The 26296-nt window shown below is 70.0% G+C and carries 31 protein-coding genes, 1 tRNA gene and 1 pseudogene; 27 read left to right on the top strand and 6 right to left on the bottom strand.

The window, feature by feature from the left end:
• Nucleotides 1-30 precede the first annotated feature (30 nt).
• The 4 genes from F4559_RS32110 to F4559_RS32095 all read left to right on the top strand — a co-directional run bounded on the left by F4559_RS32110 (nt 31) and on the right by F4559_RS32095 (nt 3299).
• On the top strand, nt 31-1230 hold the full coding sequence (locus F4559_RS32110; protein WP_184676450.1) for a cysteine desulfurase-like protein: 1200 nt from the start codon (nt 31-33) through the stop codon (nt 1228-1230).
• A gap of 16 nt (nt 1231-1246) precedes the next feature.
• Entirely contained in the window at nt 1247-1876 is a 630-nt protein-coding gene (locus tag F4559_RS32105; RefSeq protein ID WP_246445377.1) for a class I SAM-dependent methyltransferase, read from the top strand.
• A gap of 529 nt (nt 1877-2405) precedes the next feature.
• On the top strand, nt 2406-2606 hold the full coding sequence (locus F4559_RS32100; protein WP_184674829.1) for a hypothetical protein: 201 nt from the start codon (nt 2406-2408) through the stop codon (nt 2604-2606).
• Between the two features lie 3 nt (nt 2607-2609).
• On the top strand, nt 2610-3299 hold the full coding sequence (locus F4559_RS32095; protein ID WP_184674828.1) for a Crp/Fnr family transcriptional regulator: 690 nt from the start codon (nt 2610-2612) through the stop codon (nt 3297-3299).
• Here the strand turns inward: F4559_RS32095 and F4559_RS32090 are convergent.
• On the bottom strand, nt 3289-4257 hold the full coding sequence (locus F4559_RS32090) for an NAD(P)H-quinone oxidoreductase (protein WP_184674827.1): 969 nt from the start codon (nt 4255-4257) through the stop codon (nt 3289-3291). The genes F4559_RS32095 and F4559_RS32090 overlap by 11 nt on opposite strands.
• A 243-nt stretch (nt 4258-4500) precedes the next feature.
• On the opposite strand from F4559_RS32090, the gene F4559_RS32085 reads away from it, so the two are divergent.
• Nucleotides 4501-6018 carry a M28 family metallopeptidase gene (locus tag F4559_RS32085; RefSeq protein WP_184674826.1) on the top strand — a complete coding sequence of 506 codons (1518 nt, stop codon included), beginning with the start codon at nt 4501-4503 and terminating at the stop codon, nt 6016-6018.
• 108 nt (nt 6019-6126) lie between these two features.
• Here the strand turns inward: F4559_RS32085 and ypfJ are convergent, their stop codons facing one another.
• Both ypfJ and F4559_RS32075 read right to left on the bottom strand, forming a co-directional pair.
• Complete coding sequence (ypfJ, locus tag F4559_RS32080; RefSeq protein ID WP_184674825.1) at nt 6127-7029, bottom strand: KPN_02809 family neutral zinc metallopeptidase; 903 nt, start codon at nt 7027-7029, stop codon at nt 6127-6129.
• A gap of 530 nt (nt 7030-7559) precedes the next feature.
• Nucleotides 7560-9287: a bifunctional metallophosphatase/5'-nucleotidase gene (locus tag F4559_RS32075; RefSeq protein WP_184674824.1), complete on the bottom strand. Its 1728-nt coding sequence runs from the start codon at nt 9285-9287 to the stop codon at nt 7560-7562.
• A 124-nt stretch (nt 9288-9411) separates the two neighbouring features.
• Between F4559_RS32075 and F4559_RS32070 the strand changes: the two genes are divergently transcribed.
• The 3 genes from F4559_RS32070 to F4559_RS32060 all read left to right on the top strand — a co-directional run bounded on the left by F4559_RS32070 (nt 9412) and on the right by F4559_RS32060 (nt 11033).
• Nucleotides 9412-9882: a MarR family winged helix-turn-helix transcriptional regulator gene (locus F4559_RS32070; protein WP_312865919.1), complete on the top strand. Its 471-nt coding sequence runs from the start codon at nt 9412-9414 to the stop codon at nt 9880-9882.
• Between the two features lie 14 nt (nt 9883-9896).
• A tRNA-Ser gene (locus tag F4559_RS32065) sits at nt 9897-9981 on the top strand.
• A 119-nt stretch (nt 9982-10100) separates the two neighbouring features.
• Nucleotides 10101-11033 (top strand): tyrosine-type recombinase/integrase, encoded by a 933-nt coding sequence (locus tag F4559_RS32060; RefSeq protein ID WP_184674823.1) that lies wholly within the window; start codon nt 10101-10103, stop codon nt 11031-11033.
• Between the two features lie 335 nt (nt 11034-11368).
• Here F4559_RS32060 and F4559_RS32055 read toward each other — a convergent pair whose 3' ends face one another.
• Together F4559_RS32055 and F4559_RS32050 are read right to left on the bottom strand one after the other, a co-directional pair.
• Nucleotides 11369-11728, bottom strand: a complete 360-nt coding sequence (locus F4559_RS32055) for a hypothetical protein (RefSeq protein ID WP_184674822.1) — start codon at nt 11726-11728, stop codon at nt 11369-11371.
• A gap of 173 nt (nt 11729-11901) precedes the next feature.
• Nucleotides 11902-12294: a helix-turn-helix domain-containing protein gene (locus F4559_RS32050; protein WP_184674821.1), complete on the bottom strand. Its 393-nt coding sequence runs from the start codon at nt 12292-12294 to the stop codon at nt 11902-11904.
• 174 nt (nt 12295-12468) lie between these two features.
• On the opposite strand from F4559_RS32050, the gene F4559_RS36865 reads away from it, so the two are divergent.
• The 19 genes and pseudogenes from F4559_RS36865 to F4559_RS31960 all read left to right on the top strand — a co-directional run bounded on the left by F4559_RS36865 (nt 12469) and on the right by F4559_RS31960 (nt 25737).
• On the top strand, nt 12469-12696 hold the full coding sequence (locus F4559_RS36865) for a helix-turn-helix domain-containing protein (protein WP_184674820.1): 228 nt from the start codon (nt 12469-12471) through the stop codon (nt 12694-12696).
• On the top strand, nt 12693-13595 hold the full coding sequence (locus tag F4559_RS32040; protein WP_184674819.1) for a YqaJ viral recombinase family nuclease: 903 nt from the start codon (nt 12693-12695) through the stop codon (nt 13593-13595). The genes F4559_RS36865 and F4559_RS32040 overlap by 4 nt, the downstream gene beginning before the upstream one ends.
• Nucleotides 13592-14419 (top strand): phage-derived integrase/recombinase RecT, encoded by an 828-nt coding sequence (gene recT, locus F4559_RS32035; protein WP_184674818.1) that lies wholly within the window; start codon nt 13592-13594, stop codon nt 14417-14419. The genes F4559_RS32040 and recT overlap by 4 nt, the downstream gene beginning before the upstream one ends.
• A complete protein-coding gene (locus F4559_RS32030; protein ID WP_184674817.1) occupies nt 14416-14805 on the top strand; it encodes a hypothetical protein in 390 nt (129 codons plus the stop codon). Before recT ends, F4559_RS32030 begins: the two co-directional genes overlap by 4 nt.
• Nucleotides 14802-15053, top strand: coding sequence for a hypothetical protein (locus tag F4559_RS32025; protein ID WP_184674816.1), 252 nt, complete (start codon nt 14802-14804; stop codon nt 15051-15053). Before F4559_RS32030 ends, F4559_RS32025 begins: the two co-directional genes overlap by 4 nt.
• Nucleotides 15032-15376, top strand: a complete 345-nt coding sequence (locus tag F4559_RS32020) for a hypothetical protein (protein ID WP_184674815.1) — start codon at nt 15032-15034, stop codon at nt 15374-15376. Before F4559_RS32025 ends, F4559_RS32020 begins: the two co-directional genes overlap by 22 nt.
• An 88-nt stretch (nt 15377-15464) precedes the next feature.
• A complete protein-coding gene (locus tag F4559_RS32015; RefSeq protein ID WP_184674814.1) occupies nt 15465-15707 on the top strand; it encodes a hypothetical protein in 243 nt (80 codons plus the stop codon).
• A 47-nt stretch (nt 15708-15754) separates the two neighbouring features.
• Nucleotides 15755-15892: pseudogene (locus tag F4559_RS36860) on the top strand (helix-turn-helix domain-containing protein); the annotation flags it as partial.
• Nucleotides 15893-16222: 330 nt separating this feature from the next.
• The gene (locus F4559_RS35705; protein ID WP_246445376.1) at nt 16223-16552 is read left to right on the top strand and encodes a hypothetical protein; all 330 of its coding nucleotides are present in this window, start codon (nt 16223-16225) and stop codon (nt 16550-16552) included.
• Nucleotides 16549-17085, top strand: coding sequence for a zinc finger domain-containing protein (locus tag F4559_RS32005; RefSeq protein ID WP_184674812.1), 537 nt, complete (start codon nt 16549-16551; stop codon nt 17083-17085). The genes F4559_RS35705 and F4559_RS32005 overlap by 4 nt, the downstream gene beginning before the upstream one ends.
• Nucleotides 17082-17816 (top strand): hypothetical protein, encoded by a 735-nt coding sequence (locus F4559_RS32000; protein WP_184674811.1) that lies wholly within the window; start codon nt 17082-17084, stop codon nt 17814-17816. The genes F4559_RS32005 and F4559_RS32000 overlap by 4 nt, the downstream gene beginning before the upstream one ends.
• Nucleotides 17817-17904: 88 nt before the next feature.
• Entirely contained in the window at nt 17905-18102 is a 198-nt protein-coding gene (locus F4559_RS31995) for a hypothetical protein (protein ID WP_184674810.1), read from the top strand.
• On the top strand, nt 18083-18610 hold the full coding sequence (locus F4559_RS31990) for a WhiB family transcriptional regulator (RefSeq protein ID WP_184674809.1): 528 nt from the start codon (nt 18083-18085) through the stop codon (nt 18608-18610). The genes F4559_RS31995 and F4559_RS31990 overlap by 20 nt, the downstream gene beginning before the upstream one ends.
• 760 nt (nt 18611-19370) lie before the next feature.
• On the top strand, nt 19371-20171 hold the full coding sequence (locus F4559_RS31985; protein WP_184674808.1) for a hypothetical protein: 801 nt from the start codon (nt 19371-19373) through the stop codon (nt 20169-20171).
• A gap of 115 nt (nt 20172-20286) precedes the next feature.
• Nucleotides 20287-20781, top strand: a complete 495-nt coding sequence (locus tag F4559_RS31980) for a helix-turn-helix domain-containing protein (RefSeq protein WP_184674807.1) — start codon at nt 20287-20289, stop codon at nt 20779-20781.
• On the top strand, nt 20774-22030 hold the full coding sequence (locus F4559_RS31975; RefSeq protein ID WP_184674806.1) for a PBSX family phage terminase large subunit: 1257 nt from the start codon (nt 20774-20776) through the stop codon (nt 22028-22030). The genes F4559_RS31980 and F4559_RS31975 overlap by 8 nt, the downstream gene beginning before the upstream one ends.
• Nucleotides 22031-22050: 20 nt before the next feature.
• A complete protein-coding gene (locus F4559_RS31970; protein WP_184674805.1) occupies nt 22051-23604 on the top strand; it encodes a phage portal protein in 1554 nt (517 codons plus the stop codon).
• Complete coding sequence (locus F4559_RS31965) at nt 23579-25483, top strand: phage minor capsid protein (protein WP_184674804.1); 1905 nt, start codon at nt 23579-23581, stop codon at nt 25481-25483. The genes F4559_RS31970 and F4559_RS31965 overlap by 26 nt, the downstream gene beginning before the upstream one ends.
• Nucleotides 25480-25737: a hypothetical protein gene (locus tag F4559_RS31960; protein WP_184674803.1), complete on the top strand. Its 258-nt coding sequence runs from the start codon at nt 25480-25482 to the stop codon at nt 25735-25737. The genes F4559_RS31965 and F4559_RS31960 overlap by 4 nt, the downstream gene beginning before the upstream one ends.
• Here the strand turns inward: F4559_RS31960 and F4559_RS31955 are convergent.
• Nucleotides 25734-26291, bottom strand: coding sequence for a hypothetical protein (locus F4559_RS31955; RefSeq protein WP_184674802.1), 558 nt, complete (start codon nt 26289-26291; stop codon nt 25734-25736). The two genes, F4559_RS31960 and F4559_RS31955, sit on opposite strands and share 4 nt — an antisense overlap.
• Between the last annotated feature and the right edge of the window lie 5 nt (nt 26292-26296).

Below are 26296 nucleotides of genomic sequence, written 5' to 3'. Positions count from 1 at the left end.
CCCGGTGCCGACCCCCGTACGGTGTGCGGCATGGCGTTCGACGTCGCACGGGTCCGCGGTCTGTTCCCCGCGCTCGGCGACGGCTGGGTGCACCTGGACGCTCCTGCGGGCATGCAGGTACCCGAGCAGGTGGCCACTGCCGTCTCCACGGCGCTTCGCGCACCGGTCTCCGGGCCTGGCGGCATCTTCCCCGCGTCGCAACGCGCCGAGGCCATCGTCGACGCCGCCCGCCGCGCGGTCGCCGACCTCGTCGGCGCCGACCCGGCCGGCGTCGTGCTCGGCCCGAGTTCGGCCGTGCTGCTGTCCCGCCTGGCGGACGCCGTGTCCGACACGTGGTTCCTCGGCGACGAGGTCGTGGTGTCCCGGCTGGACCACCCGGCCAACATCGCGCCGTGGCAACGCGCCGCGCAGCGCACCGGCAGCGTCGTGCGCTGGGCCGAGGTCGACATCGAGACGTGCGAACTGCCCGCGTGGCAGTACGACGAGCTGATCACGGACAAGTGCAAGCTGGTCGCCGTGACCGCCGCGTCGGGCTCGGTGGGCACCCGTCCCGACCTGCGCAAGATCGCCGAAGCCGCGCGCCGCACCGACGCCCTGGTCGTCGTGGACGCCTCGGCCGCCGCGCCGTTCGTGCCGCTGGACATCACGTCGATGAACGCCGACGTCGTCGCCGTGTCGGCCAACACGTGGGGCGGCCCGCCCGTGGGCGCCCTGGTCTTCCGCGACCCGTCCCGGCTGGACCTGCTGCCGTCGGTGGCCGTGGAGCCGGGAGCGCGGGGTCCCGAACGTCTGGAACTCGGCCCGCACGCGTATCCGCTGCTGGCCGGACTCGTTGCCTCCGTCGAGTACCTGGCGGGGTTGGACGACGCGTCGGTGGGTCCGCGGCGCGAGCGCGTGCTGACCTCGCTGGGTTCGGTGAAGGCGTACCAGGCGGGACTTCTGGCTAATCTCATCAACGAACTGCGGTCGCTACGCCACGTGATGGTCATCGGCGACGCCATGCGACGGGTGCCGGCGCTGGCGTTCACGGTGGCCGGCGTCAAGGCGGGCGACTGTGTCGAGCACCTGTCCGAGCGCGGGGTGTGCGCGTTCGCCGACTCCGGTCAGCACGGCGTGTTCTCCGTGCTCGGCGTCGGCGAGGTCGGCGGCGCCGTCCGCGTCGGGCTGGCGCACTACACGAACGCGGTCGAGGTGGACGAACTGGTCAGAGCGGTGGCCGAACTGGGCTGAGCGAAGGGGTTGTGGGTTGGAGCGGGAGTTGGCCGATCTGGCGGCACTGGTCCGGCTGGCACCCCTGATGACGGAGTACCTGCCCACGACGGCCGACGAACTCGGCCCGGCCGCCCTGGTCGCGCTGGTCGACGAGGTGCTGCTCGGTTCGCGCACGGTCGCGGTGGAGTGCGGGTGCGGCGCGTCGTCGGTGCTCCTGGCCCGCCTGCTGGCCCGGAGGGGGTACGGGCACCTGCTGTCGATCGAGCACGACGAGCGCACGGCCGCGTTCGTGGCGAGCCAACTGCGCCGTGAGGGACTCGGCCACGTCGCCCGCGTCGTGCACGCACCGCTGGCCCGCCACCCGGCCGCGATCGCCGACACCCCCTGGTACCACCCGGGCCTGGTGCACGAGGAGGTGTCGACATACGTGGAGCGCTTCGGCCTGGTCGACCTGCTGCTCGTCGACGGCCCCCGACCGGGCACGGCCCGTTATCCCGCACTGCCCGTGTTCCGCGGCGTGCTGGCCCCGGGCGCGGCCGTGCTGGCTGACGACATGGACGAGCCCGGCGGCCCTGAGGTATTGGTCCGCTGGGCGGAGGAGTTCGACCTGCGCTTCACCCCGCACGAGCGCACTTCGCTGTCGACGGCGACCGCATTGGCCTAGTTCACGGCGACCCTGTACAAAAGGTGGATGTGATCCAGGGCACGCCGTGGTCCGTGGTGATTACGACGGGTGATCGGGTACTGCCGGCGGTCCGGAAGGCGGCGCGGAACCGACGGAGGAGGGCCCGGGCTACCACCCCCGCGCCCGCCTCCGCCTTCTACCTGCGACAACCCCGAACTCGGCGAAGAGGACAGGAAGTCGCTGGGCGTAAGCCTCATCCAAATGCGTGTGACACACCATGTAATTTTCCGTATTCGGCACATTTGCGGTTCAGGTTCCAGCTATCGGAAGGTCGGGCATGAGGATCTGCCCGACCTTCGAATCCACTCTCATGGGTGACTGTGGGTAACGAGTTTCCCGTTCCGGCCGATTCGCTAACCCGCTCGTTTAGACAGCTCCGTTCCGCTCTCTGTTCACGTCATCGACATACGTCTAGGCTCGACGCCACCTCGACGGATGGTGTGCCACTACCAGGCACGACATCCCGTCCGTCGATAAGACACCCGGACTCGGCGAAGAGCGAAAGGGTATGACTATCCCCAGCGACGTGTTACCGAAGATCATTTATGCCGTGGTGGTGATCGCCTATCTCGCGTTCGTGGCGTTCGTCGTCTGGCGGCTGTCCGACAAGGTCCCGGGCACGATGGGCCGGCTGCTTGTCGCCGTAGGCGCGGTCATGGCGGGACTGCCGCCCATCCTGTTCGCGCTCGGCGCGGTGATGGGGGGCTGAGTCGTGGCGACTCCCGCGCCGCGCTGGCTGCGGGGCAGCATGCTCGACCTGCTGCCCCCACCGTTCGACTCGGAACTGCTCAGACTCGGCCGGTCGACCCAGTTCGACGTCGGCGCCACGTTGGTCGAACAGGGTGCCCGGGAATCACCGGTGCTCGTCCTCGTCGGCGGCGTCGTGAAGATGACGCGGACCGCGCGGCAGGACAGCCCGCCGATGCTCATCTCCCTGCGCATGCCCGGCGAAGCCCTGGGTGTCGCGACCGCGTGGCTCGGCAAGCAGAGCCACGTCACGTACACGGCGGCCAAAGCCTCCAATGTCGTGGCCATTCCGCGTGAAGCGTTCACCAAATTCGTTCGCGACCACGAACCGGTGATGAACGCGTTGTGCGCCGTTCTCGCGAGCGAGGCGTGCCTGCGTGACGCCTCGCTCGCCTACGCGACCATGGGCGTGGAGGCGCGGCTGATCGCTTTTCTCGGCCGTCAGCAGTTACTCGGCGGCGTTTCCACTCCTGCGGGAATCAAGATCTCGCTCGGGCTGAGCCAGGCCGATTTCGCGGCGGCCATCGGCGCCTCCCAGCCTGCCGTCGCGAAAGCACTCGCCAAGCTCCGGAACGCGGGTGTGCTGACCGTCGGCTACCGGTCGGTGTACATCAGGAAACGGCTCGGTCCGGAATCGCCGCCGGTCAGGCGGTGAGGACGAGTTTGCCCACCACGCTGCCGTCGTCCATCGCCCGGTGGGCGGCGGCGGCCTCGGCCAACGGGTACACGGCGTGCACGACCGGTTTCACGCGGCCGGCCGCGACGAGTGGCCACAGGTTCTCGCGCACTTCCGCGATGATGCGCGCCTTGCCGCTCGGGCCGTCGAGCGGGCGGGCGCGCAATCCCGTCCCGGTGACCGTCGCGCGTTTGGCCAACAGCTTTCCCAGGTCCAATTCGGCCTTGCGGCCACCCTGCATGCCGATCACGACCAGGCGACCGTCCGGGTTGAGCACGGCGACGTTGCGTGACAGGTAGGCCGCGCCCATGTTGTCCAGCACGACGTCCGCGCCGCCGACCTCGGCGACGAAGTCCTGCTCGCGGTGGTTCACGAGCACGTCCGCGCCCAACTCCGCGCACCGGGCCAGGCGGTCCGCCGAACCGGCCGTCACCGCGACCCGGGCGCCGAGCGCCTTGCCGACCTGGATCGCGTGCGTGCCGATCCCGCCCGCGCCACCGTGCACGAGCAGCGTCTCACCGGCCCGGAGTCGGGCGTGCAGCACGAGGTTCGACCACACCGTGCACGCCACCTCGGGCAGGGACGCGGCCGTCACCAGGTCGACGCCCGCCGGCACCGGCAGCAGTTGGCCGGCGGGCACGGCCACCTTCGTCGCGTAGCCGCCGCCCGCGAGCAGTGCGCACACCTCGTCCCCGACCCGCCACCCCGTGACGCCCTCGCCGAGCGCCGCGACCACGCCCGACGCCTCCAGTCCGATGATCTCCGACGCACCGGGCGGCGGCGGGTAGTGGCCCTGGCGTTGCAGCAGGTCGGCGCGGTTCACGGCGGTCGCGGCGACGTCCAGCAGCACCTCGCCCGGACCCGGTTCGGGGTCCCGAAGCTCCGTCCACTCCATCACGTCCGGTCCGCCGGGTGCCTTCACGGTGATCGCGTGCATGGCCCCGACGGTAAACCGGCGCCGCGGTCACCGCGCAGCCGCAGGTCGCTCGTGTACGGCAGGCGAACGCCGGCCGACGCGACACACGAACGTGAGCGCACCACCACCCGGACGCCCACCTGACATGCGCCGATGCACACCGGGCGTAAGTCCGCTCACGGAATGAGAACCCGCCTTCTGTCGGATTGCTTTCACCGCCGCGAATTGTGAGTGTTCGGCATCCGAGTGAAGGGGTACTCGACCATGTCAGCTAGAACCGGGATCCGACGCGCGGCCATCCTCGCGGCGTCGGCTTCCCTCGCCCTGGCCACCGCACCGATCGCCGACGCGGCACCCGCGCTCGACGGTCCGGCGCTGGCGAAGAAGCTCACCAAGGCCGTGTCCGCGGAAGGGGTCAACCGCCACCTGATCGCCTTCCAGCGGATCGCCGACCGCAACGCCGGCAACCGATCCGCGGGCACCTCCGGCTACGACGCGAGCGTCGACTACGTCGCTGGCAAGCTGCGCGCGGCCGGCTTCGACGTCGACACGCCGACGTTCACCTACCCCGTGCAGGTCACGGACGCGGCGACGGCCAAGGTCGGTGCCGCGTCGTACGAGGCCATCGCGCTCACGCTGTCGCCGCAGACCCCGGTCGGCGGCATCACCGGCCCGCTGCGCGCCGTGCCCCAGGACGCCACTCCGGGCTGCGAGGCCGACGACTTCGCGGGCCAGGACTTCAAGGGTGCCGTCGCCGTGATCCGGCGTGGCGCGTGCACGTTCGACATCAAGCACCGCAACGCCGCCGCGGCCGGTGCCATCGGCGTCATCGTGGCCAACAACATCGACGGCAAGCTGTCGGGCGTCACGCTGGGCACGCCCGGCGTCGTCCCGACCGGCGGCGTCTCGAAGGCGGACGGCGACAAGCTGTTCGCCGCCGCCGGCCAGTCCGTCACGCTCGACCTGCGCTACCACGAGGAGCAGAAGGTCTCGCGCAACGTCATCGCCACGACCAAGACCGGTCGGCGGGACAACCTCGTGTTCGCGGGCGCGCACCTGGACAGCGTCGCGAACGGCGCGGGCATCAACGACAACGGCTCCGGCTCGGCCGGTCTGCTGGAGACCGCGTTGCAGCTGGGCAGCTCGCCGAAGCTGAACAACGCGGTGCGCTTCGGCTGGTGGGGCGCCGAGGAGCTGGGCCTGATCGGCTCGACGAAGTACGTGCAGTCGCTGACGTTCGAGCAGCAGCTCGACATCGCGCTGTACCTGAACTTCGACATGATCGGCTCGCCGAACGCGGCGTACTTCGTCTACGACGGCGACAACTCCGACGCGGTGGGCGAGCCCGCCGGCCCGTACGGCTCGGCGCAGATCGAGAAGGCGTTCGTCGACTACCTGACCGTCGAGAAGAAGGTCCAGGTCGAGGGCACCGACTTCTCGGGTCGTTCGGACTACGGCGAGTTCATCAAGCACGGCATCCCCGCCGGCGGCCTGTTCACCGGCGCGGAGGGCATCAAGACGCCCGAGCAGGTCGCCAAGTGGGGCGGCACCGCGGGCGTCGCCTACGACCCGAACTACCACGGCAAGGGCGACAACCTGGGCAACATCGACCGGGTGGCGCTCGACCGCAACGCGGACGCCCTGGCCTGGGTGACCGCGTCGTACGCGATCAGCACCGAGTCCGTGAACGGCGTCCCGGCCCGCGCGATCCGCGCGAAGGCCCGTGCCGCGTCGAAGTCCTTCCACGTGGAGGAGCACCACACCCACGACGCCACGTCGTGATCACCCTCGCGGGGTGGGCCTGCCCCACCCCGCGAGTCCTCCACTCGGACACCCCGAAATACGCTCAGGCACCCCGAAATACGCACTCGGACACTCTCGAACGCGCGATCAGCCCAGGTTGCGGGCTCCGAACGTGTCGCACCGCGCCGGATCGCCGGACTCGTAGCCGATCGAGTACCACTTCTGCCGCTGCGCCGACGTCCCGTGCGTGAACTGCGTCGTGTCGACCCGCCCGCCGCCCAGCTCACGCTGGATGAAGTCGTCGCCGATCCGCCCGGCCGCGTCCAGCGCGTTGGCGACGTCCTCCGCGCTCACCCCGGTGATCAACGGCTTCCCGGATGCCGTCGGCACCTGCGTGGCGTGGTTCGCCCAGGCGCCCGCGTAGCAGTCGGCCTGGAGTTCCAGCCGCACCGAGTCCGAGTCCGGCCCGCTGCGCGACGACACCCGATCCGACGTCCCCAGCAGGTTCTGCACGTGGTGCCCGTACTCGTGCGCGAGCACGTACGCCTCGACGAACGGCCCGCCCGAGGCACCGAACCTGGTCTGCAACTCCCGGAAGAACGACAGGTCGATGTACACCTGCCCGTCCGCCGGGCAGTAGAACGGGCCTGAGGCGGACGACGCGTTGCCGCACCCGGTCCGCACGCCGCCCGAGAAGAAGTTGGTCTGCGCCGGCCGGTAGGTCCGGGAGGACCGCGCGAACTGGTCGCCCCAGTAGGCCTGCACGGAGTTGATGAACGCCACCGCGCGGCAGTCCGCGTCGCGGTTCGCGTCCGCGCCCGTCCGGCACCGGGACTTCAACGCCTCGGAGCCCACCTGCTCGCCGGAACCCACGTCTTCGAAACCGGAGCCGCTGGGCAGCTGCACCGTGCCGCCCAGTTGCGACAGGACGAAGTAGATGATCAATCCGACGATGCCGAGACCACCGCCGCCCAGCGCCACGCGCCCGCCGACACCGCGCAGATCGGAGATCTGGGACGTGTCGAGTTCGGCGTCCTCGTTGAACTGCACCGCGTTCCTCCAACCGGGAAGGGGCGGCTCAACGATAAAGCCCGGGTGCGGTGCCCCGACATCGGGCACCGCACCCGGGTTTCCTGCTTCGAAACGGGTGACGACGGAGTTCGCGGGTCGAGGTCGGCGTGGACCTCGGCCGGCACCCGTACGGGGTGCCGCAGAAACACCGGGTCAACAGCGTCAAGCGCGCCGAACACGCCGGATGCGTCGCGCGCTCGAAACCTCTGCGGAGCCGCTCACGACCACGTCCGGGATGGATTGGCCATCCCGTACGCGGGGACGCGGCCGAACACTGGTCGTCACTGGGAGGACTGTCAGCACCGCATCACCTTTCCCTTCCGGGCGTGCCGCCGGGGCTTGGCTCGGGGTTGCCGCCGGCGACCGGTCCTGTCATCGAGGATGCGCCGGTGTGAGCTGCATCGCAACCCTTCGGCGGTGCCCTGAAGTGGTGAAACGGACTTGCGCGGTCCTGGTGGGACGGTGGTCGCGTGCGGTGAGCGGGCGGCCCCGCCCACCGCACGCGGACGTCACGCGGTGGTGGTGATGCGGCCCAGAGCGGGCGGCGTGGCGTTCGGGTGCGACGCCAGGTAACCGGCGAACGCGTCGAGGTCGATGCCGCCGCCGGTGATGTTCGTGCCGCCGGTGAAGGCGCTGAAGCCGTCACCGCCGCCCTGGAGGAAGCTGTTGATGGTCACGCGGTAGCTCGCGTTCGGGTCCAGCGGCGTGCCGTTCAGGACGATCGCCGACACCTTCGAGCCGATCGGCGCGGACGCCGACCACGTGTACGTCAACCCGGCCGACGGTTGCAGCACCGTCTGCTTCACCGCGCCGTTCACCAGCGACCACTGCTGCTCCAACGCGGCCTTGATCTGCGTTCCGGTCAGCGTGACGGTCTGGAGGATGTTGCCGAACGGCTGCACGGTGAACGCCTCGCCGTAGGTCACCACGCCGTTGCCCTCGCCGGCGGGCGAGGACGCGTAGGACAGGTCGGCCCGCACGCCGCCGGGGTTCATGAGCGCCAGCACGGCGCCGTTGCCCTGCGTCGCGGCGAGCTGGGAGTCCGCGATCAGGTCGCCCAGCGGCGACTCGCCGGCCGGGTTCTGGGCCCGGACGATGTCGGACGCGATCGTGCCGACCTGCTTGTTCGCGATCGGCCCCGACTTGGACTTGGCCAGGTCGATCACGGACTGGATCCGCGGGTCCGCGACGACGTCGCGCGTCACCACGTGGTTGCGCGACTTGGTCGCCGGCCGGATCACGTCACGCGTCTTGCGGTCGATCTTCAGGTCCACGACGGACAGCTCACGGCCGAACGCCAGGCCCTCGATGAACGGGCGCGGGTCGCCGGCCGGGTCGGTGACCGTGCAGTTGTAGTGCTGGTGGCTGTGGCCGGAGAACACCGCGTCGACCTTCGGGCTGACCTTCTCCGCGATGACCCGGCCCGGACCGCCGGCGACCGTGCGGCACTCGTCCGGCCCGCCGCCCGTGGTGTTGTCGCCCTGGTGGATCAGCAGGACGATCGACTTCACGCCGAGCCGGTTGAGCAGGTCCGCGTACTTGTCGACGGCGGCGATCTCGTCGCCGAACTTCAACTCCTTGATCCCGTTCGGGTCGACCAGGATCGGCACGTCCTTGAGCGGCAGGCCGATGAAGCCGATCGGGATGCCGTCGCGGAACTCGACCCAGAACGGCGGCAGCGCGGGCAGGCCGTTCTTGGCCAGCGTCACGTTCGCGCCCAGGATCGGGAAGTCGGCGCCCTCGAAACCGGGGCGGAACTGGCAGCCGTCGGTCGGGTGGCAGCCGCCGCGCTGGATGCGCAGCAGTTCCTTGTAGCCCTCGTCGAACTCGTGGTTGCCCGCGGCCGCGGCTTCGAGTCCGAAGTCGTTCAGGATCTCGATCGTGGGCTCGTCGTGGAAGAGCGCGGACACGATCGGCGACGCGCCGATGAGGTCGCCCTGGCCCACGACGACGGAGTTGCGCACCTCCGAACGGAGTTTCTTGATGTGCGTCGCGTTGTACGCGGCGCCGCCCGCGTCGACCGTCGTGCCGTCGGCCAGCGTCACGCGGCCCGAGGACCCGGTCGGCGGCTCGATGTTGCCGTGCAGGTCGTTGATGCCGATGAGGCGCACGTCGACTGTGCGCGGTGCCTTGTTGTCGGCCTGCGCCGGTGCCTGCGCCAACAGCAACGCCAAGCCCGTCGCCGCCGTGACCGCGAGCGTGCCGGCACGCCGCGCGGTTCGTCTGAAGTCGTTCATGGGTCCCCTCCCTCGCGGGCGCTTTACGCGCCACGGCGTGGGAGTGTGCCTCTCGCGGCTGAAGGACACCAGACATCGGGGTGGATGGTCCGTTAACGGTAGGACGTCGACATAGCCTGTCGACGTGACGGAACAGGAGCCGCGGTGGCTCGACGCGGCGGAGATGAAGGCGTGGCGCAACTACGCGATCGGCGCGGCCATGCTCGCCGACCGCCTGCACCGCGAACTCCAGGACAACCACGACATCTCGCTGGCCGATTACCAGGTACTCGTGCGCCTGTCGGAACACCGGGGACTGCGGATGCGCATGTCGCAGTTGGCCGAGGAGGTCGCGTCGTCCAAGAGCCGGGTGTCCCACCAGGTGGCCCGGATGGAACGGGTGGGGCTGGTGCGGCGGCGTGAGTGCCCGGAGGACGGGCGCGGTGTGTTCGCCGAGCTGACCGACAAGGGGATGGAGACCCTCCGGACCAGCGCACCCACGCACGTGGAGGGCGTGCGCGAGCACATGGTCGACTTGTTGACGCGATCGGAGCAGGAGGTGCTCGCCCGGGTGTTCGACCGGGTCATCACCCACCTCCGCGGCCGGGACGGGTAATCTGCCCGACACAGGGAAGTGTGGCAGAGCGGCCGAATGCACCCGCCTTGAAAGCGGATGACTTGCGACGGACCTTCCGAGCAGTCTTCCCCGCTTGCTCTGCTGGCCTCTGACCTGCGGAAACGTAGGTTTCATGCGGTCTCGGCAGTGCACAGTTGAGCGCGTACAGCGCTCGCAGTGCACGCGCCTGGTGACATCACGACACCAGGTTGGAGACCATGAAGAAGTCCGCAGCCGCATACGCCTACGCGCCCGGCGAGTGGAAGACGCTCGGGTTGGAATGGTGCAGGTCCCTCGAAGCTGACAACAAGTCACCGAATACCGTGCGTATCTACCTGCACGCCCTTCGTCTGCTCGGCGAGTGGGCATACGACCAGGCTGACGACGAGTTCGAGCCGACCACGATCACTACCTCGGCCCTCCGTGACTACATGGTCGACTTGCTCGGCCGCACCAGCCCAGGAAACGCGCACAACAACTTTCGTTGCTTGCGAACCTTCTTCGGCTGGCTGGTCAATGAGGAAGAAATCGAGCGGTCGCCGATGGATCGAATGAAAGCCCCGCAGCTCGAAGAGAAGCCTATTCCGATCGTCACTCTTGACATGATGTCCGCTTTGCTCGACGCCTGTAAAGGGAACGACTTTGAGAACAGGCGCGACACCGCGATCCTGCGCGTCCTGTTCGATTGCGGCGCCCGCAAAGGGGAGGTGACCGCACTCACCCTTGACGATATCGACCTCGAACTCGGTGTGATCTACGTCCGAGGCAAGGGTCGGCGAGACCGAGTGATTCCCCTGTCGCCCAAAACAATCCAGTCGCTAAGTCGGTACATTCGTTCGCGAGCGAAACAACGACAAGCGGCGTTGCCGGGCCTCTGGCTGGGCCTTACCGGACAAGGGATTCTGACAGGGGCAGGCATTAAGGCGATGCTCATTCGCCGCAGTGCGCAGGCGGGCGTCGGTCACATCCACCCGCACATGTTCCGACACCAGCTCGCGCACCACTGGCAGCTTGCGGGCGGCAACGAGACTGACCTCATGCGGATCATGGGGTGGAAGTCGCGAGAGATGCTAGAGCGCTACGGTGCGAGTGCCGCCATTGAACGAGCGCACGCAACGGCACGCTCGTTGAAACTCGGGGACCGCGTCTAGCAAGCCGGTCGGTGACGGGGATGCGCTGTGCTGGTTTCATGGATGAACGGCTCACACCGGCGCAGCGCTCCCTACATGCGAAAATGGCGGCCCATGTCTCGTGGGCGAATACGGCGAACAGGGCAGCCCGGACGGAAGCGGCTCGCCGAGCCGCTTCCGACCGTTTCCTGCGGCAGGTCGATCCCGACGGCGTCCTACCGCCCGATGAACGCGCACAGCGAGCCGAGAGTGCGCGAAAGGCGTACTTCTCCCGGCTTGCGATGCTCAGTGCTCGCGCCAGACGCGGTAGCCGAAAGAGGTAGCCGTGACCGGGATCACATCAAGGGACGTGCGGTTTAGCAAGCAGTCTGGCGCGGATTGCCTGCCGCGACGCAAGCGACAGCCTCCCAAGTGTCGATCAGCTCATCTACGGCGTTGAGGTCGAGCGGCACCGGTTCGAGCAACTCGCCGTCACGCCAGTAGGTCATGTGACCTTGCCTGGTCTGGCCGAACACGAGCACCGTTCTACGACGGCTGTGCTCACCGGTGAAGATGATCGCAAATTGTTGATCGCTGGCTGCGCCTCGCCTGATGCGATCGCGGATCGCGCGCCAGGAGTTCAACGCCTGCGCTGCTTCGGCAGGAGCCACGATCACGGGTTCGAGGAGACTCTCTTCGAGCCACGCCCACATACGCCCGTCGTCAAGCGCCTTCAACCACAAGTGCATCGTCTGCCCTGTTGCAGACGTGCATACGAAGCACTCAGCTTCGCCAACGACCGACACGGCTCTACCCCCAGCGCCTACAGTCCTTGCCCCCTAGAGGTGTATACGCCGCAAATGGGTAGTCGTCTACTCCACGGAGAGTCACTGGATTTAGCCTGTACAGGCTACGGCTGACGGGGCAGCTTGGAGAGGCGTCGCCCCAGCTCGGCGAGCAGTTCCTCGTATGGGACCGCACTCAGGTCTAGCCCCTTCGGCCTCCGCCCCGGGCGGCTTGGGTCGTCCTTGGTGATGCCGACCAATCGAAGCGCTTCGGCTACGTCAGCACCTACGGCGTCGGCAACGCACTCGACGGTCGACTTCGTCGTGCCGACGGGGTACTGCTTGCCGTCTTTGATCTTGTATCCGCGTTCGAGGTCTCGCACCTTGGCGTGGCTGACACCCGCGCGACGAGCGGTTTCCTGCATCGACAGCCCTGCGGACTCACGAGCCGATTTGAGGTACGGCCCGAGCGGCCACTCGTGCCGCACCGCTTCGACCACGTCGACACCCTCGCTCATAGATCAACATTTTCCGCAAACGAAAGCAAACCCCGCAACCCCTGACGGGGACGTGCAGCGTTGAGCACAGCTAACCATCTAACTGTCAGTGCTTGCCGCGACACGGCTCGCTACCTGCGCAAACGCTAGCAAACACCGTGGCGGGTTTGCGATTGTTTGTCTAGGGTTTGGGGCATGGTTGCTCCACCGATCAACCGGCACAAGCTGCGGCGGCTCCGCATCACATCGGGCCGGACAGTGACAGCCCTCGCCAGGGAAGCCGGGTGCACCAAGGGCGCTGTGTCCGCTATCGAAAACGGCTACCGGCGGCCCAGTCCTAACCTGCTCGTGCGGCTCGCCGAGGTGCTCGACTGCCAGCCGGGTGACCTGCTGCTAGATGAGCCCCAGACGGCGGCGTCATGAGGTCCGCCGTCCGAATTGGGTCCTTCACCCCCGGCTCGCCCGAGTGGATCGCTGCTCGTGGTTCTCGTCTCGGCGGGTCCGAGGTGGCTGCTGTGATCGGCCTGTCGCCCTACGAGAGCCGCTTTTCCCTGTGGCACAAGAAAAAGGGACTCATTCCGCCCACCTCCGACAACGAACCGATGCGTTGGGGGCGCATCCTCGAATCACCAATCGCCACCGTGTTCGCCGAGCAGCACCCCGACGCCCGCGTGCGCCGAACCGGGTCATGGGTGAACCGCGCTCGGCCGTGGCAGCTCGCCACCCCCGACCGGCTCGTGAGCCTGCCCGACGAGCGCGTGCTGTTGGAGATCAAGACAGCCCACGATACGACCGGGTGGGGAGAGCCCGGCACTGACGACATTCCGGTGTACTACCGGGCTCAAGTCCTCTGGCAGCTCGACACCCTCGGCCTATCCCGTGCGTTCGTCGCCGTGCTGATCGGGGGCAGCGAGTACCGCGAGTACCTCGTGTCCTACGCGGCCGACGAAGTCGAGCTGCTGCGCGCCGCGGCGCGCGAGTTCCTCGACTCGCTCGACCGCGGCGAGCGGCCGAACCTCGACGAGCACGCCGTCACCTACCGCGCCGTACGCGAGTTGCACCCGCAGATCGACGACGTCGAGGTCGAGATCGACCCCGCGCTCGCCGAGCGGTACCGAGCCGCGGTCGCCGAGCACAAGGCCGCCGAGTCCACCAAGCAGCGCGCGACGGTCGAGCTGCTCGACGTGCTCGGCCGCGCCCGCCGTGCCGTGGTCGACGGCGAGTCGATCGCTATCCGGGTGCCCGGTCGCGGTGCCGCGCCGCCATCTCTCCGCCCGTCCCCTATCCGTTCGACGCCACAGAAGGTGAGCGCCGCCGCATGACCGCCCAGACCGTCACCAACGCCGTCGCCACGCAGACCGCCGCGCAGGCCCTCATCGGGCAGTACCGGGCCGACTTCGCGCAGGTGCTCCCCAGCCACGTCAAGGCGGCGACGTTCGTGCGCTTGTCGCAAGGGCTGTTGCGGCGAAACGTCAAGCTCGCCCAGGCCGCCGAGCGCAATCCCGCCTCGTTCCTCGCCGCGCTGCTCGAATGCGCCCGGCTCGGCCACGACCCGGGCACCGACGCGTTCGCCCTGGTGCCGTTCAACGACCGCAGGAACAACACGGTCGAGGTCGTCGGGATCGAGCAGTATCAAGGCGTCATCGAACGCATGTACCGAGCCGGCGCTGTCCGCTCGGTCAAGGCGGAAGTGGTCCGCGCCCGCGACAGCTTCGCCTACGAGCCCGACGTCATGGACCGGCCGCGCCACCGACCCGACTGGTTCGCCGATGACCGTGGCGAGCTGATCGGGGTCTACGCCTACGCCGTGATGCTCGACGGAGCGACCTCCCGGGTGGTGGTGATGAACCGGGCCGAGGTCATGCGGCACAAGTCGGTCGCCCGCGGCGCCACCGGCGACGACTCGCCGTGGCAGGTCTGGGAAGAGTCCATGTGGCGCAAGACGGCCGTTCACGAGCTTGAGAAGTGGGTGCCCACGTCCGCTGAGTACCGCGAGACCCTGCGCCCTGACCGCGCCGCAGAGCAGGAGACGACCAACGTCCCGCCCGCGCGCTCCGCCGACGACGTCGTCGACGCCGAGGTCGTCGACGACACCACCCCCCAACGCGAACCGGCCACCACGTCAACCACCAGGGGCACCCGATGACCGCGACCACTGTCGACGGGGTGGCCGTGGTCACCGATGAGCCGACCCCCGCCCCGATGCGCGACAACGCAGGTACCCCAGTGCTGTGGAAGCAGACGCGCACGCTCACGCTCGCCGACGGCCGGACCGTCTACGGGTGCGCGCATTGCGACTACACCTCGCCGAACGTGCACAGCGTCCGACCGCACCTGAACAAGCACCGCGGCGACCGCGTACCCGCCGTTCCGAATGTCGGTGCTCTTGGCGCGCTCACGCTCGACGACGTCGTCGCCCGCTTGGCCGAGCACGACCAGCTCGCCGCCGAACGCGACGAGTGGAAGATCCGCGCCCAGCGCGCCGAGTGGTCCCTGTCAACCCTGCGTACCGCTCTGCGGGGTGTCGCGTGACAACCGCGATCGTTCCCCCTGGCCGCGTGCTCGTCTGCTGCGGCGACCACCTACCGACCGGGTGCTGTGACGCCGAGGACTGCGCGCCCTGCTGCCCGGAGTGCCCGACTTGCGTGGTGGTGCAGGCCCGGACACCGGAGCAGCGCGCCCGCGACGCGGCGGCGCACCGCGACCTGTTGCTCGCGCTCGCCGCGTGGGCCGAGGACATCGAGAAGGGGGCGCCACCGTGGCCGACCAGCTCGCCCTAGCGTTCGCCGACCGCCACGCCGGGCACGAGGCCAACCTCGCCGCCGCGACCGCGGCACATCGCCGCTACCGCGAGACCGTCGAGACCGTGCTCGCCGACCTGGTCGCAGCCGGGGCGCCGTTCACCGCCGACGACGTGCGCAAGGCCATCCCCGACGACGTTGCCGCCGAGGCGCATTCGCCGAACGTGCTGCCCTCGGTGCTGGGCACCTGGGCCGCGCGCCGGGTGATCGTCTCCTGCGGTGAGTACCGGTCGCGGCGCCGCTCCCGCCGAGCGAGCCGTAACCGGGTCTGGATCGCCCGCACCGCCGAGGCCGCCGCCTAACGCCGTTTCACGTCACGAAGTCCGTCGCACACGTGCGGCGGGCGCGGTGAAGCACGCCCGCGTCCGCCGCGCTCCATCTGGGGGAGCCATGACCGACAACACCACATCCGCCACCAACCCACCCGACGCCGTGCACCGCCTCGACGCGCTCGTCGTCGAGGCCGCGCTGCGGGGGCGCCGCCCGTTCCGTGAGCTGCCCGCGCCCGAGGCCGCCGAGGTGCTGCGCATCCTCGCCCGCCGCGGTGATCGCCTGGGCCGAGTCGCCGCGTTGCTCGACGTCGAGCTGCACCTCATCGCCGAGCAGTACGCCGCCGCATCGGGGTCGTGGTGAGCGTGGTCGCCGTCCGCTGGGCCGCTGAGCAGACCGCAGGCGGACCCATGCCAAAACTGATCTTGTTCGTGCTCGCCGAACACGCCAACCGAGACGGCCGCGCGACGACCTCGGTGCGGACCCTCGCCCGAGAGACCGAGGCGTCCGAGCGCACCGTGCGCCGCGCACTCGACACCCTCGCCGACCGCCGTCTGCTCGGCCGCGCCCGCCGCCAACGCGGCACCGGCGCCGACACCTCGAACGAGTACCGCCTCGCCCTCGACGGACCGACCACACCGGACACAGCGACACCCGCCCCCGAACCGTCCACGCGACACAGTGACAGTCCCCCGGGGACACAGCGACACCCCGGCCCTGTCACAGCGACAGCCCACGCGGGGGACACAGCGACACCCCAAGGTGAACCGGAACTACGGAACCGGAGGAAGGAACCAAGCCGCCCCGCGCGCACGCCAGGCACGAGCACGCTCGCCGAACTCTCGGCCACCGCCGTCCGGCCCGACGCCTACCGGCTCGTGTCCGCCTGGCGCGAGCAGACCGGCGCCGCCTACCGCCCGGCGACGGTGCGCGCGCTCGCCCGCCACGTCGACGACCTGCTGCGCGACGGGGGCGACCTGGTCGCCCTACGCGCCGCCCTCGACGAGTGGCACCGCCGCCCCGGTGCCCGCCCCGGCCTGCTCCCGCACCTCTACGACGACGCGGTCAAGATCACCGCACGACCCCGCCGAGCAGCGCAAACACCGGTCGCCCGCAGTGCCCGCGGCGAGAAGGTCCGCGGCTGGCTCGCGCTCGCCGACGAGGGCCAGGACCAGCCCCACCGGCCCGCCATCGAGGGGGCACGGTGAACCGGAGCGAAGTCGCGACCCTGCTCGGTGCCGCCGCCGCGGTCGACCCGAAAGTGCCCCAACCCGACCCCGACGTGCTCGACATGTGGGCCGCGATCCTCGACGACGTCCCCGCCGACATCGCCGCCGAGGCCGTGCGCGAGCACTACCGGCGCCGGGTCGAGACGGTCATGCCCGCCGACGTCGTCGAGCACTGGCGCATCGTCCGCCGCGACACGGCCGAACGCCGCCACCGAGGCGAACTGACTGCCCACGCCCGACGGCTCGACGACCGGGGGCTGCGCGCCATCCGCGACGGGGTCACCCGGGTCACCGCTGCGCTCGCCGTCACCCGTGGAGTCGACCCCGAACACGCCGAGGCAGAGGCCGACGTGCGCCGAGCCTGGCTCGCCGTCACCTGCCCCTATTGCCGTGCCCAACCCGGCACCCGATGCGCCGGACCAGGCGGGCGACCGCTCACCAAGACCACGGCACATCCCGCCCGGCTCGACGCCGCATTCGCCGCCATGACCAACCAGGGGGAAACAGCATGACCAGCACCGACCCGGCAGACCACAACGAGGGCCAGGCCGCCGACGACACGACCGTCGAGCAGCAGGTCGCGACCGGTCGCGAGCGCCCCCGCGCGCACGCGCGCGGTACTACTCGGCGCCCCGGCTCGCTTCCGATAAGCGAGGGTTATCGGGGATTAGCGTCGGGCTCCATCGAGCGCTCCCGCCTCGGCGCGGCCAACCGGCGCCGGGGTGCCGAGGCCGAGCGCCGACTCGCCGCGTGGCTGCGCGCGCACGGCTGGCCACACGCCGAGCGAGCCGTGCGCACCGGCTACCGCAGCGCCGGGCGCCTGGTCGTCGACCCCGGCGACATCGTCGGCACGCCGCTACTCGTGTGGCAGGTGAAAGACCAGGCGCGCGAGTTCGCCGAGGCATGGCTCGACGAAACCGAGCAGCAACGCCTCGGCGAGCCCGGCAGCGTCCCGGCCGACCTCGGCCTGCTCGTCGTGCGCCGCCGCGGTGCGGCCGACCCCGGCCGCTGGTGGGTGTGGCTGCCCGCCGCGCAGCTCGTCGCCCTGGTCGCCGACGCCCCGGCCCCGCCGCTGTCCAGGCCCGTGCGGCTCGAACTCGTCGACCTGGTGCTGCTGCTGCGCGCCGCCGGGTACGGCGAGCCCGTCGACGATCACGTCGACGAGGACGCCGAGCGGGCAGGATGCCTACATAACTCGGCTTATGTCGGTGACATCGACGCCGTTGGGGATGGTGCCCGGTGACGCCGTCACCCGACGTCGACCAGACCGCGAGCCCCGGCCCCAACTCGGCTACCAGAACCTACTTCCGCAGCCGAGCACGGGGTCGGCGATGAACGCTGAGACCCGCCGCGCCCTGGTCGAGGTCGCCGAGGTCGTCGAGCGGGCGCACACCCACCACCGGCGCCGCGACGAGCACGATATCGACCTCGGCCACACCCCGCGCGTGACGTACTCGCCGCTCACCCTCGCGCTCGCCGAGGCGCTCGACGCCTTGCGGGGGGTGCTCGATGACGCTGCGCCTGCCTGAGTGGCGAACACGGGCAGCCTGCCGCGGCCGGTTCGACCTCGATTTCGTCGAGCCCGGCGAGCAGCTCGCCGAGTGCCTCGCCCTGTGCGCCGCGTGCCCGGTCGCCGAGCAGTGCCTCGCCGAGGCCCTCGACGCGGGCGAGGCGTGGGGCATCTGGGGCGGGCTCGACGCCGAGCGACGCGAACAGCTCGCCGAGCAGACCGGCCACCCTGCCCCCGCAGTCCGGCCCGCGCACGGCACGAACAGCCGCTACGCCAAACACGGATGCCGCTGCGACCTGTGCCGCGAGGCGCACACCGCCTACGACCGACAGCGCCGAGCGCGCAACCGGGCACGGGTGGGCGACCCGTGGGTGCGGCCGATCGTGCTCGCCGAGCGGGTGCGCACCGGGCACACGTGGGCCGGTCCCGGTCAACTCCTGTTGCCCCTGCCAGGTGTGCCCCTGCCTGTCGACGTCGAGCACCAGGACGACCAGCAGCCCGGCGTCGAGACGATCAAAGCGGCATGATCTACCAGGCGAAATGCCGATATGACTGGAATCGCGCCACCCTGATTACGGTATAGTTGCCGATGTCGGAAAGATGGATGACCGTTCCTGGCTTCCGGCGGACGCAATTAACGTTAGTTGTGTCCACGGCGGGGGCGACGGTCCGATCACAAGGTGCTGTGAACACCTGCGACCGGACCGCCGCCCGTGTGGGTTACCTCCTACCGCGCAGCATCCGAGCAGCCAACCGGAGCGCCCCGGCGAGCGGCCTTGTCCATGTGCCAAGGCCGCTCGCGCCGAGCATGTCAGCGGTCACGCCGACCGCATCCACCCCCAGCGCCCACTGTTCTAGCAGTTCGGGTAGGTCGCGGCGCGGGTTGCCGGGAGGTACCCCCCGTCGATCGGGCATCGCATCCTTCCCCATTCCCGCGCAGTCCTCCGAACGCCGGAGGAAGTCACCCCGCGCGAGAACGTCGCGCACCTCCCAATGCGGGAAGCTGCGATGTGATCGACGAGCACAATTGAATCGCAATGGCGAGGGGGAAAGCAAAGCGGCATAGACAGGTGTTCCCGAAACGGAACGGACCGGGGGTAGCTCGGTGCCGCTAGGCGCTGCTGCGCAGCCGAGCCTACCCAGGGCGCCAAATCGACTATTCATGGTGACTGAGGTCACCCGTGCGCCTTCGTCGACGGTCGGTGACATGGCCGCTCGACGCTCGGGTGTGTGAACCTGTGCACCGTTCCCTCGTGTGCCACCCGGACCGACTCCGAGGTATGCGGGTTGTGTCTCGGCCGCTTGCTCGGCGACCTGCTTGCCGTCGCCGAGCTGGTCGACGACCTAGGCGCGACGATCTCGCGGCAGACGAGCACTGGGCAGCGGGTCGGTTCGCGCTCGGCCGAGATCGGGCTGCCGTTCAACCTGGGCGCGGCCGAGGTGCGCGACGACCTGCGCAACACCTTGTCGACGTGGGTCCGCGAACTGTGGGAAACGCACGGGCCGCGCCGCGAGGTGACCACCGGGGAGACCGGCCCGGACGGCTCGCCGGTCGTGGTCGTCGCACTCGACGCGCTGTACCTCGACGACACCCTGCACGAGATGGCCGCGTGGCTGCGCCGACACCCGACATGGATCGAGTACCACCCCGCCGGGGGCGAGCTGGTCGACGAGATCACCGACGCCGTCGAGCGCGCCCGCCAAGCCGTCGACCTCCCCCCGGCGCTGGTGTTCTGCGGACCGTGCCCGGACTGCGGCGCCGACCTCTACGCCCACCCGGACCGGGCGACGGTCGGGTGCCGCGAGTGCGAGTCGCGGCACGACGTCGAGGCCCTGCGCGCCGCGCTGCTCGACGCCGCCCGCGAGCATCTCGCCACCGCGGCCGAGGTGTCCCTCGCTCTACCGCGACTGCTCGGCCGCACCCTGTCGGCGAACACGGTTCGCACTTGGGCGCGGGCGGGCAAGCTCACCCGACGCGAGCCCGACGCCCGCGGACGCCCGCGGTTCCTGGTCGGCGAGGTGATCGACGTCGCGCTCGCCACCCCCACCCGGCAGCGCGTCACCCGCGATGTCGCCGAGCTTGCTTAAACTGGCGATCAGCAGCGGGTGAGCTGTACCCGCACCCCGAACCGGACAGCCCCGCGACCCCTCCCCCCGGGTCGCGGGGCTGTCGCCTGTCTGGACCGGGGCGAGGTGATCGGCCGTGCCGCGCAACCTGATCACTGATGCCGACCGCACCCGTGTGCGCGAGCTGCACGCCGAGGGCAAAACCCGCAACGACATCGCCCGCGCGATCAACCGCTCGCCGTCCACGGTGACGGGCATCGCCCGCACCTTGGGGCTCTCGTTCGACCGCAGCAAGACGGCCGCGGCCACTCAGGCGCGACAGATCGACAACCGGTCACGGCGTACCCAGATCGTCGGCCGACTCTACGGGCGAGCCGAGCACCTACTCGCCCGGTTGGAAGCCGAGCGGTACGTGTTCACCGCGACGACGATCCACGGCATTGAGTCCAAGCCGCTGGATCACGTCCCGGCGCCGGACGAGAAGGCGCTCGCGACCGCGTTGTCGACGCACTTGTCGGCCGCCTCACGGCTTGAGCAGGTCGACGCCGACAAGGGCAGCGAGGGCGCTAAGTCCATGCTCGGCGGTCTCGCCGTTGCGCTCGGGATTCAGACGAGATTCGGCGATGGTTGATCTTCCGCTGTCGCCGAGACAGGTCGAGTCGTTGCGGGAGTCGACGACGCGCGTGTCGATCTGGTCGGGCGCGATCCGGTCCGGGAAGACCATCGCGAGCTTGCTCCGGTGGTTGATCTACGTCGCCTCGGCGCCCCGCGGCGGTCAGCTCGTCGTTGTCGGCCGCACCCGTGATTCGGTCGCTCGCAACGTGTTCGCGCCGTTGCAAGACCCGTCACTGTTCGGACCGATCGCCGACCAGGTGCACTACACCCCTGGAGCGCCGACCGCCCGGATTCTCGACCGCACCGTCTACGTGCTCGGCGCGTCGGACGCAAAGGCCGAGAAGGTGCTGCGCGGGTTGACCTGTTGCGGCGCCTACGTCGACGAGCTGACCGTCATCGCGCACGACTTCTTCGTGCAGTTGCTCGGCCGCATGTCGGTCCCAGGCGCGCAACTGTTCGCGACCACGAACCCGGACAGTCCGGCGCACTGGGTGAAACGGCGCTACCTCGACCGGCTCGCCGAGCTGTCCGACTGGCGCTCGTTCGCCTTCCGGCTCGACGACAACCCGGCGCTCACCGAGTCCTATAAGGACAGCATCCGGCGCGAGTACACCGGGTTGTGGTTCCGCCGGTTCGTGCTCGGCGAGTGGGTGGCCGCCGAGGGCGCCGTGTTCGACATGTGGAACCCGGCCGACCACGTCGTGCCCTGGGAGCAACTCCCGGACATGGCGCGGCTACTCGCGGTCGGGATCGACTACGGCACGACCAACGCGACCGCGGCCCTGCTGCTCGGCGAAGGTGTCGACCACCGGCTTTACCTGGTCGACGAGTGGCGCCATGACCCCGCGCACGCACAGGTGCGACTCGCCGACTCGCAGCTCTCGGCGGGACTGCGCGACTGGCTCGACCGGCCGCACCTGCCGCGCCCATCGGCGCTGCGTCCACAGTGGGTCGTCGCCGATCCGTCGGCCGCGTCGTTCCGGGTGCAGCTCCACAACGACGGGGTGACCACGGCCGCAGCCGACAACGACGTCGCCTATGGAATCCGCACCGTGTCGTCGCTGCTCGCCGAGAAGCACCTGCGGGTCGCCGACCGGTGCACCGGGTTCATCGGCGAAGCACCCGGCTACTCGTGGGACGACTCCGCGACCGCCAAGGGCACCGACGCGCCGATCAAGGTCGCCGACCACAGCCTCGACGCCGGTCGCTACGCCATCACCACCACGGAAAACCTGTGGCGTCCCACCCTCGCGCTTGCCGCCTGAGCCGATGAACGGGGGTGAGCATGGGCAACCAGTGGCCACCTGCGCCGTTCGACCAGGCCGCGGCCAAGATGCGCGAGTGGAACGCCTGGTACGTCGGGCGCGCCGAGCAGCTCGCCGCGCTGTACGGGTCCGGCCCGGTCGTGCATACCCGACCCGGTCAGTACCGGGGCGGGCTCGTCGGCGCCGTCTCGCGGTTCTTCTGGGGCCGCCCGGTCTCCCCCCGTGGACAGCAGCGGACCCGCGTGCACGTGCCCCTCGCCGCCGACATCGCGACCGCGAGCGCTGACCTGCTGTTTGCTGAACCTCCCCGGGTGCTCACCGAGGACACCGCGGCGCAGGCTCGCCTCGACCAGGTGGTCAACACCGCCGAGACTCACTCGGCCCTGTTGGAAGCGGCCGAGGTCGCCGCCGCGCTGGGCGGGGCGTATCTGCGGGTCGTGTGGGACGGCGACGTTCGCCCGCACGCCATGCTCGACGCCGTCGACGCTGACGCGGCCGTGCCCGACTGGCGTTGGAAGCGGCTCGTTGGGGTGACGTTCTGGCAGACGGTGGGCACTGACGGCCCGACCGTGCTGCGCCACCTCGAACGGCACGAGCCCGGCCGGATCGTGCACACCTTGCACCAGGGCAGCGACGACGAACTCGGCCGCGCGATCCCGCTCGCCGAGCACCCGTCGACCGCGTGGGCGGCCGAGCTGGTCGACGCCGAGGGCGCGATCGGCACCGGCACCCAGCGGCTCACCGCCGCCTACGCCCCAAACATCCGACCGTCTCGCGAGTGGCGCTCGATTCCGGCGCTGCGCCCGCTCGGCCGCTCGGACCTCGACGGGGTCGAGCCACTGCTCGACGTGCTCGACGAGGTCTATTCGTCCTGGGTCCGCGACATCCGGCTCGCAAAAGCCCGCCTCATCGTGCCGACTGGCTACCTCACCCCGAACGGCCCTGGCCAAGGCGCCACGTTCGACGACGATCAAGAGGTCTTCCACGAGCTGAACATGCTTACCGGCCGCGGAGACGGCTCGCCGCCCATCACGCCATCGCAGTTCGCGATCAGGGTCGCCGAGCACCAAGCGACCGCGCAGCAGATCACGCACGACGTACTCAGGTCCGCGGGCTACTCGACGTCGACGTTCGGTGAGATCAACGGGCGGGCGACCGGCATCACCGCGACCGAGGTCACCGACCGGCGCGAGTTGTCCGAGACCACCCGCGACAAGAAGTCGCGTTACTGGTCGGCCGCACTCGGCCCCCTGGTCGGTTCGCTGCTCGACGTCGACGCGCACGTGTTCGGCACCCGCGGTGTGACCGGCGCCGAGCCGGTCGTCGAGTTCGGCGACCAGGCCCAACCCGACACGGGCGAGCTTGCCCGCACCGCGCACGCGCTGCTGACCGCCGAGGCCGCCTCCACCGAGGTCCGCGTGCGCCTGGTCCACCCGGAGTGGACCGGCGACCAGGTCGACGCCGAGGTCGGCCGGATCTTCGCCGAGACCGGCCGCGCCGTTCCCGACCCCGCCACCTGGCGAGGCACCCAGGACGGGGGCACGAACGATGGCGTGGGAGCCCCCACCGGATAGCGATCCGGCCGAGGTCGTCGAGCAGCTCGCCCGCGACCTGCTCGCCGTGTTCACCGAGGCCGAGGCGCGGCTGCTCGCCGATATCGCCCGCCGCGCCCGCGCCGGGGTCGAGATCCCAGAGTGGGCAGCGCAGAAGGCCGCCGCCGCGCGCGAGGTACGGCTCGCGGTCGAGCGGATGCTCACGCAGCTACGCACCGAGGTCGGCACCGGCGCGGCCGAGGCCGTGCTCGCCGCCTGGCAGGCGGGCAGCGCCGCCGCGCTCGCGCAGCTCGCCGACCTCGGCGCGCTCGACGAGTCGCAGCTCGGCGCGCTGCGCGAGGTGATCCCCGGCATGGACGCCGCGGCGCTGCTCGCGGCCGACCTCACCTCGCGGCTCGACGCGCTGTATCTGCGAGTCCTGCGCTGGGGACAGGACGCCTATCAGGTCGCAGTCGCCGCCGCGGCACCGGCGCAACTGCTCGGCACGGGCACGACCCGCTCGGCGCAGCGCGCCGCGTGGGATCGGCTCGTCGCCGACGGGGTGACCGGGTTCGTCGACCGGGCCGGGCGCGGGTGGAACCTCGCGTCGTACGTGGAGATGGCCACCCGCACGGCGACCGCGCGAGCGTGGAACGAGGGACACCTCGCCCGCCTCGACTCGCTCGGCGTGGACCTGGTGACCGTCTCCAACACCACCGACGGGTGCGCGCTGTGCTCGGTGTGGCAAGGGCGCATCCTCGCCCGCACCGGCGCCGCGGGCGAACGCACCGTCGAGAACGAACTCACCGGCGACCCGATGCGCGTCGACGTCGCCGCGACCGTCGACGAGGCCCGTGCCGCCGGGCTCATGCACCCGAACTGTCGGCACACCTTCCTACCGTTCATCCCCGGAGTGACCCGGCTCGACGAACCGGTCGAGCACGACCAGGCCGCCGAGAACGAGCGCGAAGACCTGCGCGAGCTTGAGCGCAAAGTGCGGCGGGAGAAGCGCAAGGAAGCCGGGGCACTCGACGTCACCGCCCGGCGCGCGGCACAGCAGCGCATCCGGGCGCTACAGGCCGAGATTCGCGAGCACGTCGACGCGACCGGCCTCAACCGCAAGCGCCACCGCGAGCAGCTCAACCTCGGCCACGGCACCGCCACCGCCGCGCGAGCCCGCCGCGCCGCGGTCGCCGACCAGGTCGCCGAGGGCACCGCAGAGCAGGCCCGACTCGACGCCGTCGCCGCCGAGCAGGCCGCCCGGCGCGAGCGTGAGCGCCTGGCCGCCGAGCAGGCCGAGCGGCAGCGGCTCGCCGTCATGACCGACGATGAACTCGCCGCGCACCTGGCCGAGGTCGCCGACGACGACGCCGCGGTCGAGGCCGTGCTCGCCGAGATGGATCGCCGCGACGCCGAAGCCGAGCAGGACCAGGGCGAGCAGCTCGACGAGCACCAGGACGCCGAGGACGACGACCCGCACGCCGAGCAGTGGGCGCAAGTCGACCGGCTCGTCGCCGAGGGCTACGACTACCAGCAGGCTTACGCCGAGGCGTTCGAGGTCGACCTCGAACGGCTACGCCGCGACGACGCAATCGCCCGCCTGCGCGCCGACGGGTTCACCGGCCGCGGGTTCGACGAGTTGGCCCGCGCCGCCTACGCGAAGGCGCTCGACGAGCAGTACCTCGCCGCCGAGGCCGCGACCAACGGCTACATGGTCACCAACGAGGGGCGCCGGGCACAGATCGACCCGCGCAACCTGTGGCGGCAGAACGAGACCTACGCACGCAAGTGGGCATCCGACGAACTCAAAGAGTGGTGGGACGCAAACGGTAGGCTCACCTTCGACCAGTTCCGCGAGGAACTGCTCAACGGCGGCAACGGGGAACGACACCGAACCGGGGGTGAGACGTGGCAGCAGTGACCGCCGAGCAGGTGCGCGCAGCACGGGCCGAGGGCTACGCAGCCGGATACGCACTCACCCCGTCACGCCCCAATCCCTACGCGCCCCGGCACCTACCCATCTGGCACGACCGGCGCACCGCGACCGAGAAGGCAAACGCCGAGAAGGCCGAGCAACCGGCGCGCATCCTTGCAGGGGTGTGGCTGCGAGCCCACTCCGAAGGGCTCGCAGCCCACGCCCGCGAGCGCGAGCTCACCCTGCCGTCGGTGGGCTAGTCATCGTCGCGCTCGTCGGAGGCGACCGGCCCGCGGATGTACGGGTCTTCACCCGCATAGAACCGAATGGGCTTGCTGCGAACCGCTTTGCCGTTGCCGAAACGAACAACGGCCCGCAACCGTAGCTCGGTCATCTGAGTTTTCCGCAGCGCGTGATGCACGTTCACGTTGACTTCGTTCATGGGCAAAACAACCGTGTGCGAGGCGTGTACTTCCATGCGCGCGGGTAGCCCACCGCGTAGGAACCGCGTTGGCAGATAAGAGATACCCGACCGGTCGACGAGCTTAACCCCGTCGACCGTCAACCCCTGTCGACCCTTGCCGAATATTTGGATGACCAACACGTTATCTATCGGCGCACTCAGTGGATTGTCGTAGACATTGATCCCCTCTTTGGGGGTCGGCATGATGAAAAGGTCGGTACCGTTGTATAGGCCGATTCCTATTTCGACCGACGCTCGACCGCCCGCCAGCAGGTACGACGAGACGTTCCAGATGAGCGACACACTGCCAGTAATCGCACCGACGATCGCCAAAGCATCCGAGGTGGCCACGCGGT

The organism is Saccharothrix violaceirubra, assembly GCF_014203755.1.
Lineage (GTDB): Bacteria > Actinomycetota > Actinomycetes > Mycobacteriales > Pseudonocardiaceae > Actinosynnema > Actinosynnema violaceirubrum.
This window is presented reverse-complemented; position numbering and strand designations above follow the sequence as displayed.

Excerpts from the sequence above, each read along its gene's own strand:
- F4559_RS31970 (WP_184674805.1), top strand. The coding sequence starts at position 22,051 with ATGGGCAACCAGTGGCCACCTGCGCCGTTCGACCAGGCCGCGGCCAAG.
- F4559_RS32040 (WP_184674819.1), top strand. The coding sequence starts at position 12,693 with ATGAGGTCCGCCGTCCGAATTGGGTCCTTCACCCCCGGCTCGCCCGAG.
- F4559_RS32030 (WP_184674817.1), top strand. The coding sequence starts at position 14,416 with ATGACCGCGACCACTGTCGACGGGGTGGCCGTGGTCACCGATGAGCCG.
- F4559_RS32060 (WP_184674823.1), top strand. The coding sequence starts at position 10,101 with ATGAAGAAGTCCGCAGCCGCATACGCCTACGCGCCCGGCGAGTGGAAG.
- F4559_RS32050 (WP_184674821.1), bottom strand. The coding sequence starts at position 12,294 with ATGAGCGAGGGTGTCGACGTGGTCGAAGCGGTGCGGCACGAGTGGCCG.
- F4559_RS32015 (WP_184674814.1), top strand. The coding sequence starts at position 15,465 with ATGACCGACAACACCACATCCGCCACCAACCCACCCGACGCCGTGCAC.
- F4559_RS31990 (WP_184674809.1), top strand. The coding sequence starts at position 18,083 with ATGACGCTGCGCCTGCCTGAGTGGCGAACACGGGCAGCCTGCCGCGGC.
- recT (WP_184674818.1), top strand. The coding sequence starts at position 13,592 with ATGACCGCCCAGACCGTCACCAACGCCGTCGCCACGCAGACCGCCGCG.
- F4559_RS32110 (WP_184676450.1), top strand. The coding sequence starts at position 31 with ATGGCGTTCGACGTCGCACGGGTCCGCGGTCTGTTCCCCGCGCTCGGC.
- F4559_RS32000 (WP_184674811.1), top strand. The coding sequence starts at position 17,082 with ATGACCAGCACCGACCCGGCAGACCACAACGAGGGCCAGGCCGCCGAC.
- F4559_RS32085 (WP_184674826.1), top strand. The coding sequence starts at position 4,501 with ATGTCAGCTAGAACCGGGATCCGACGCGCGGCCATCCTCGCGGCGTCG.
- F4559_RS32100 (WP_184674829.1), top strand. The coding sequence starts at position 2,406 with ATGACTATCCCCAGCGACGTGTTACCGAAGATCATTTATGCCGTGGTG.
- F4559_RS32075 (WP_184674824.1), bottom strand. The coding sequence starts at position 9,287 with ATGAACGACTTCAGACGAACCGCGCGGCGTGCCGGCACGCTCGCGGTC.
- F4559_RS31975 (WP_184674806.1), top strand. The coding sequence starts at position 20,774 with ATGGTTGATCTTCCGCTGTCGCCGAGACAGGTCGAGTCGTTGCGGGAG.
- F4559_RS32090 (WP_184674827.1), bottom strand. The coding sequence starts at position 4,257 with ATGCACGCGATCACCGTGAAGGCACCCGGCGGACCGGACGTGATGGAG.
- F4559_RS31965 (WP_184674804.1), top strand. The coding sequence starts at position 23,579 with ATGGCGTGGGAGCCCCCACCGGATAGCGATCCGGCCGAGGTCGTCGAG.
- F4559_RS36865 (WP_184674820.1), top strand. The coding sequence starts at position 12,469 with ATGGTTGCTCCACCGATCAACCGGCACAAGCTGCGGCGGCTCCGCATC.
- F4559_RS31995 (WP_184674810.1), top strand. The coding sequence starts at position 17,905 with ATGAACGCTGAGACCCGCCGCGCCCTGGTCGAGGTCGCCGAGGTCGTC.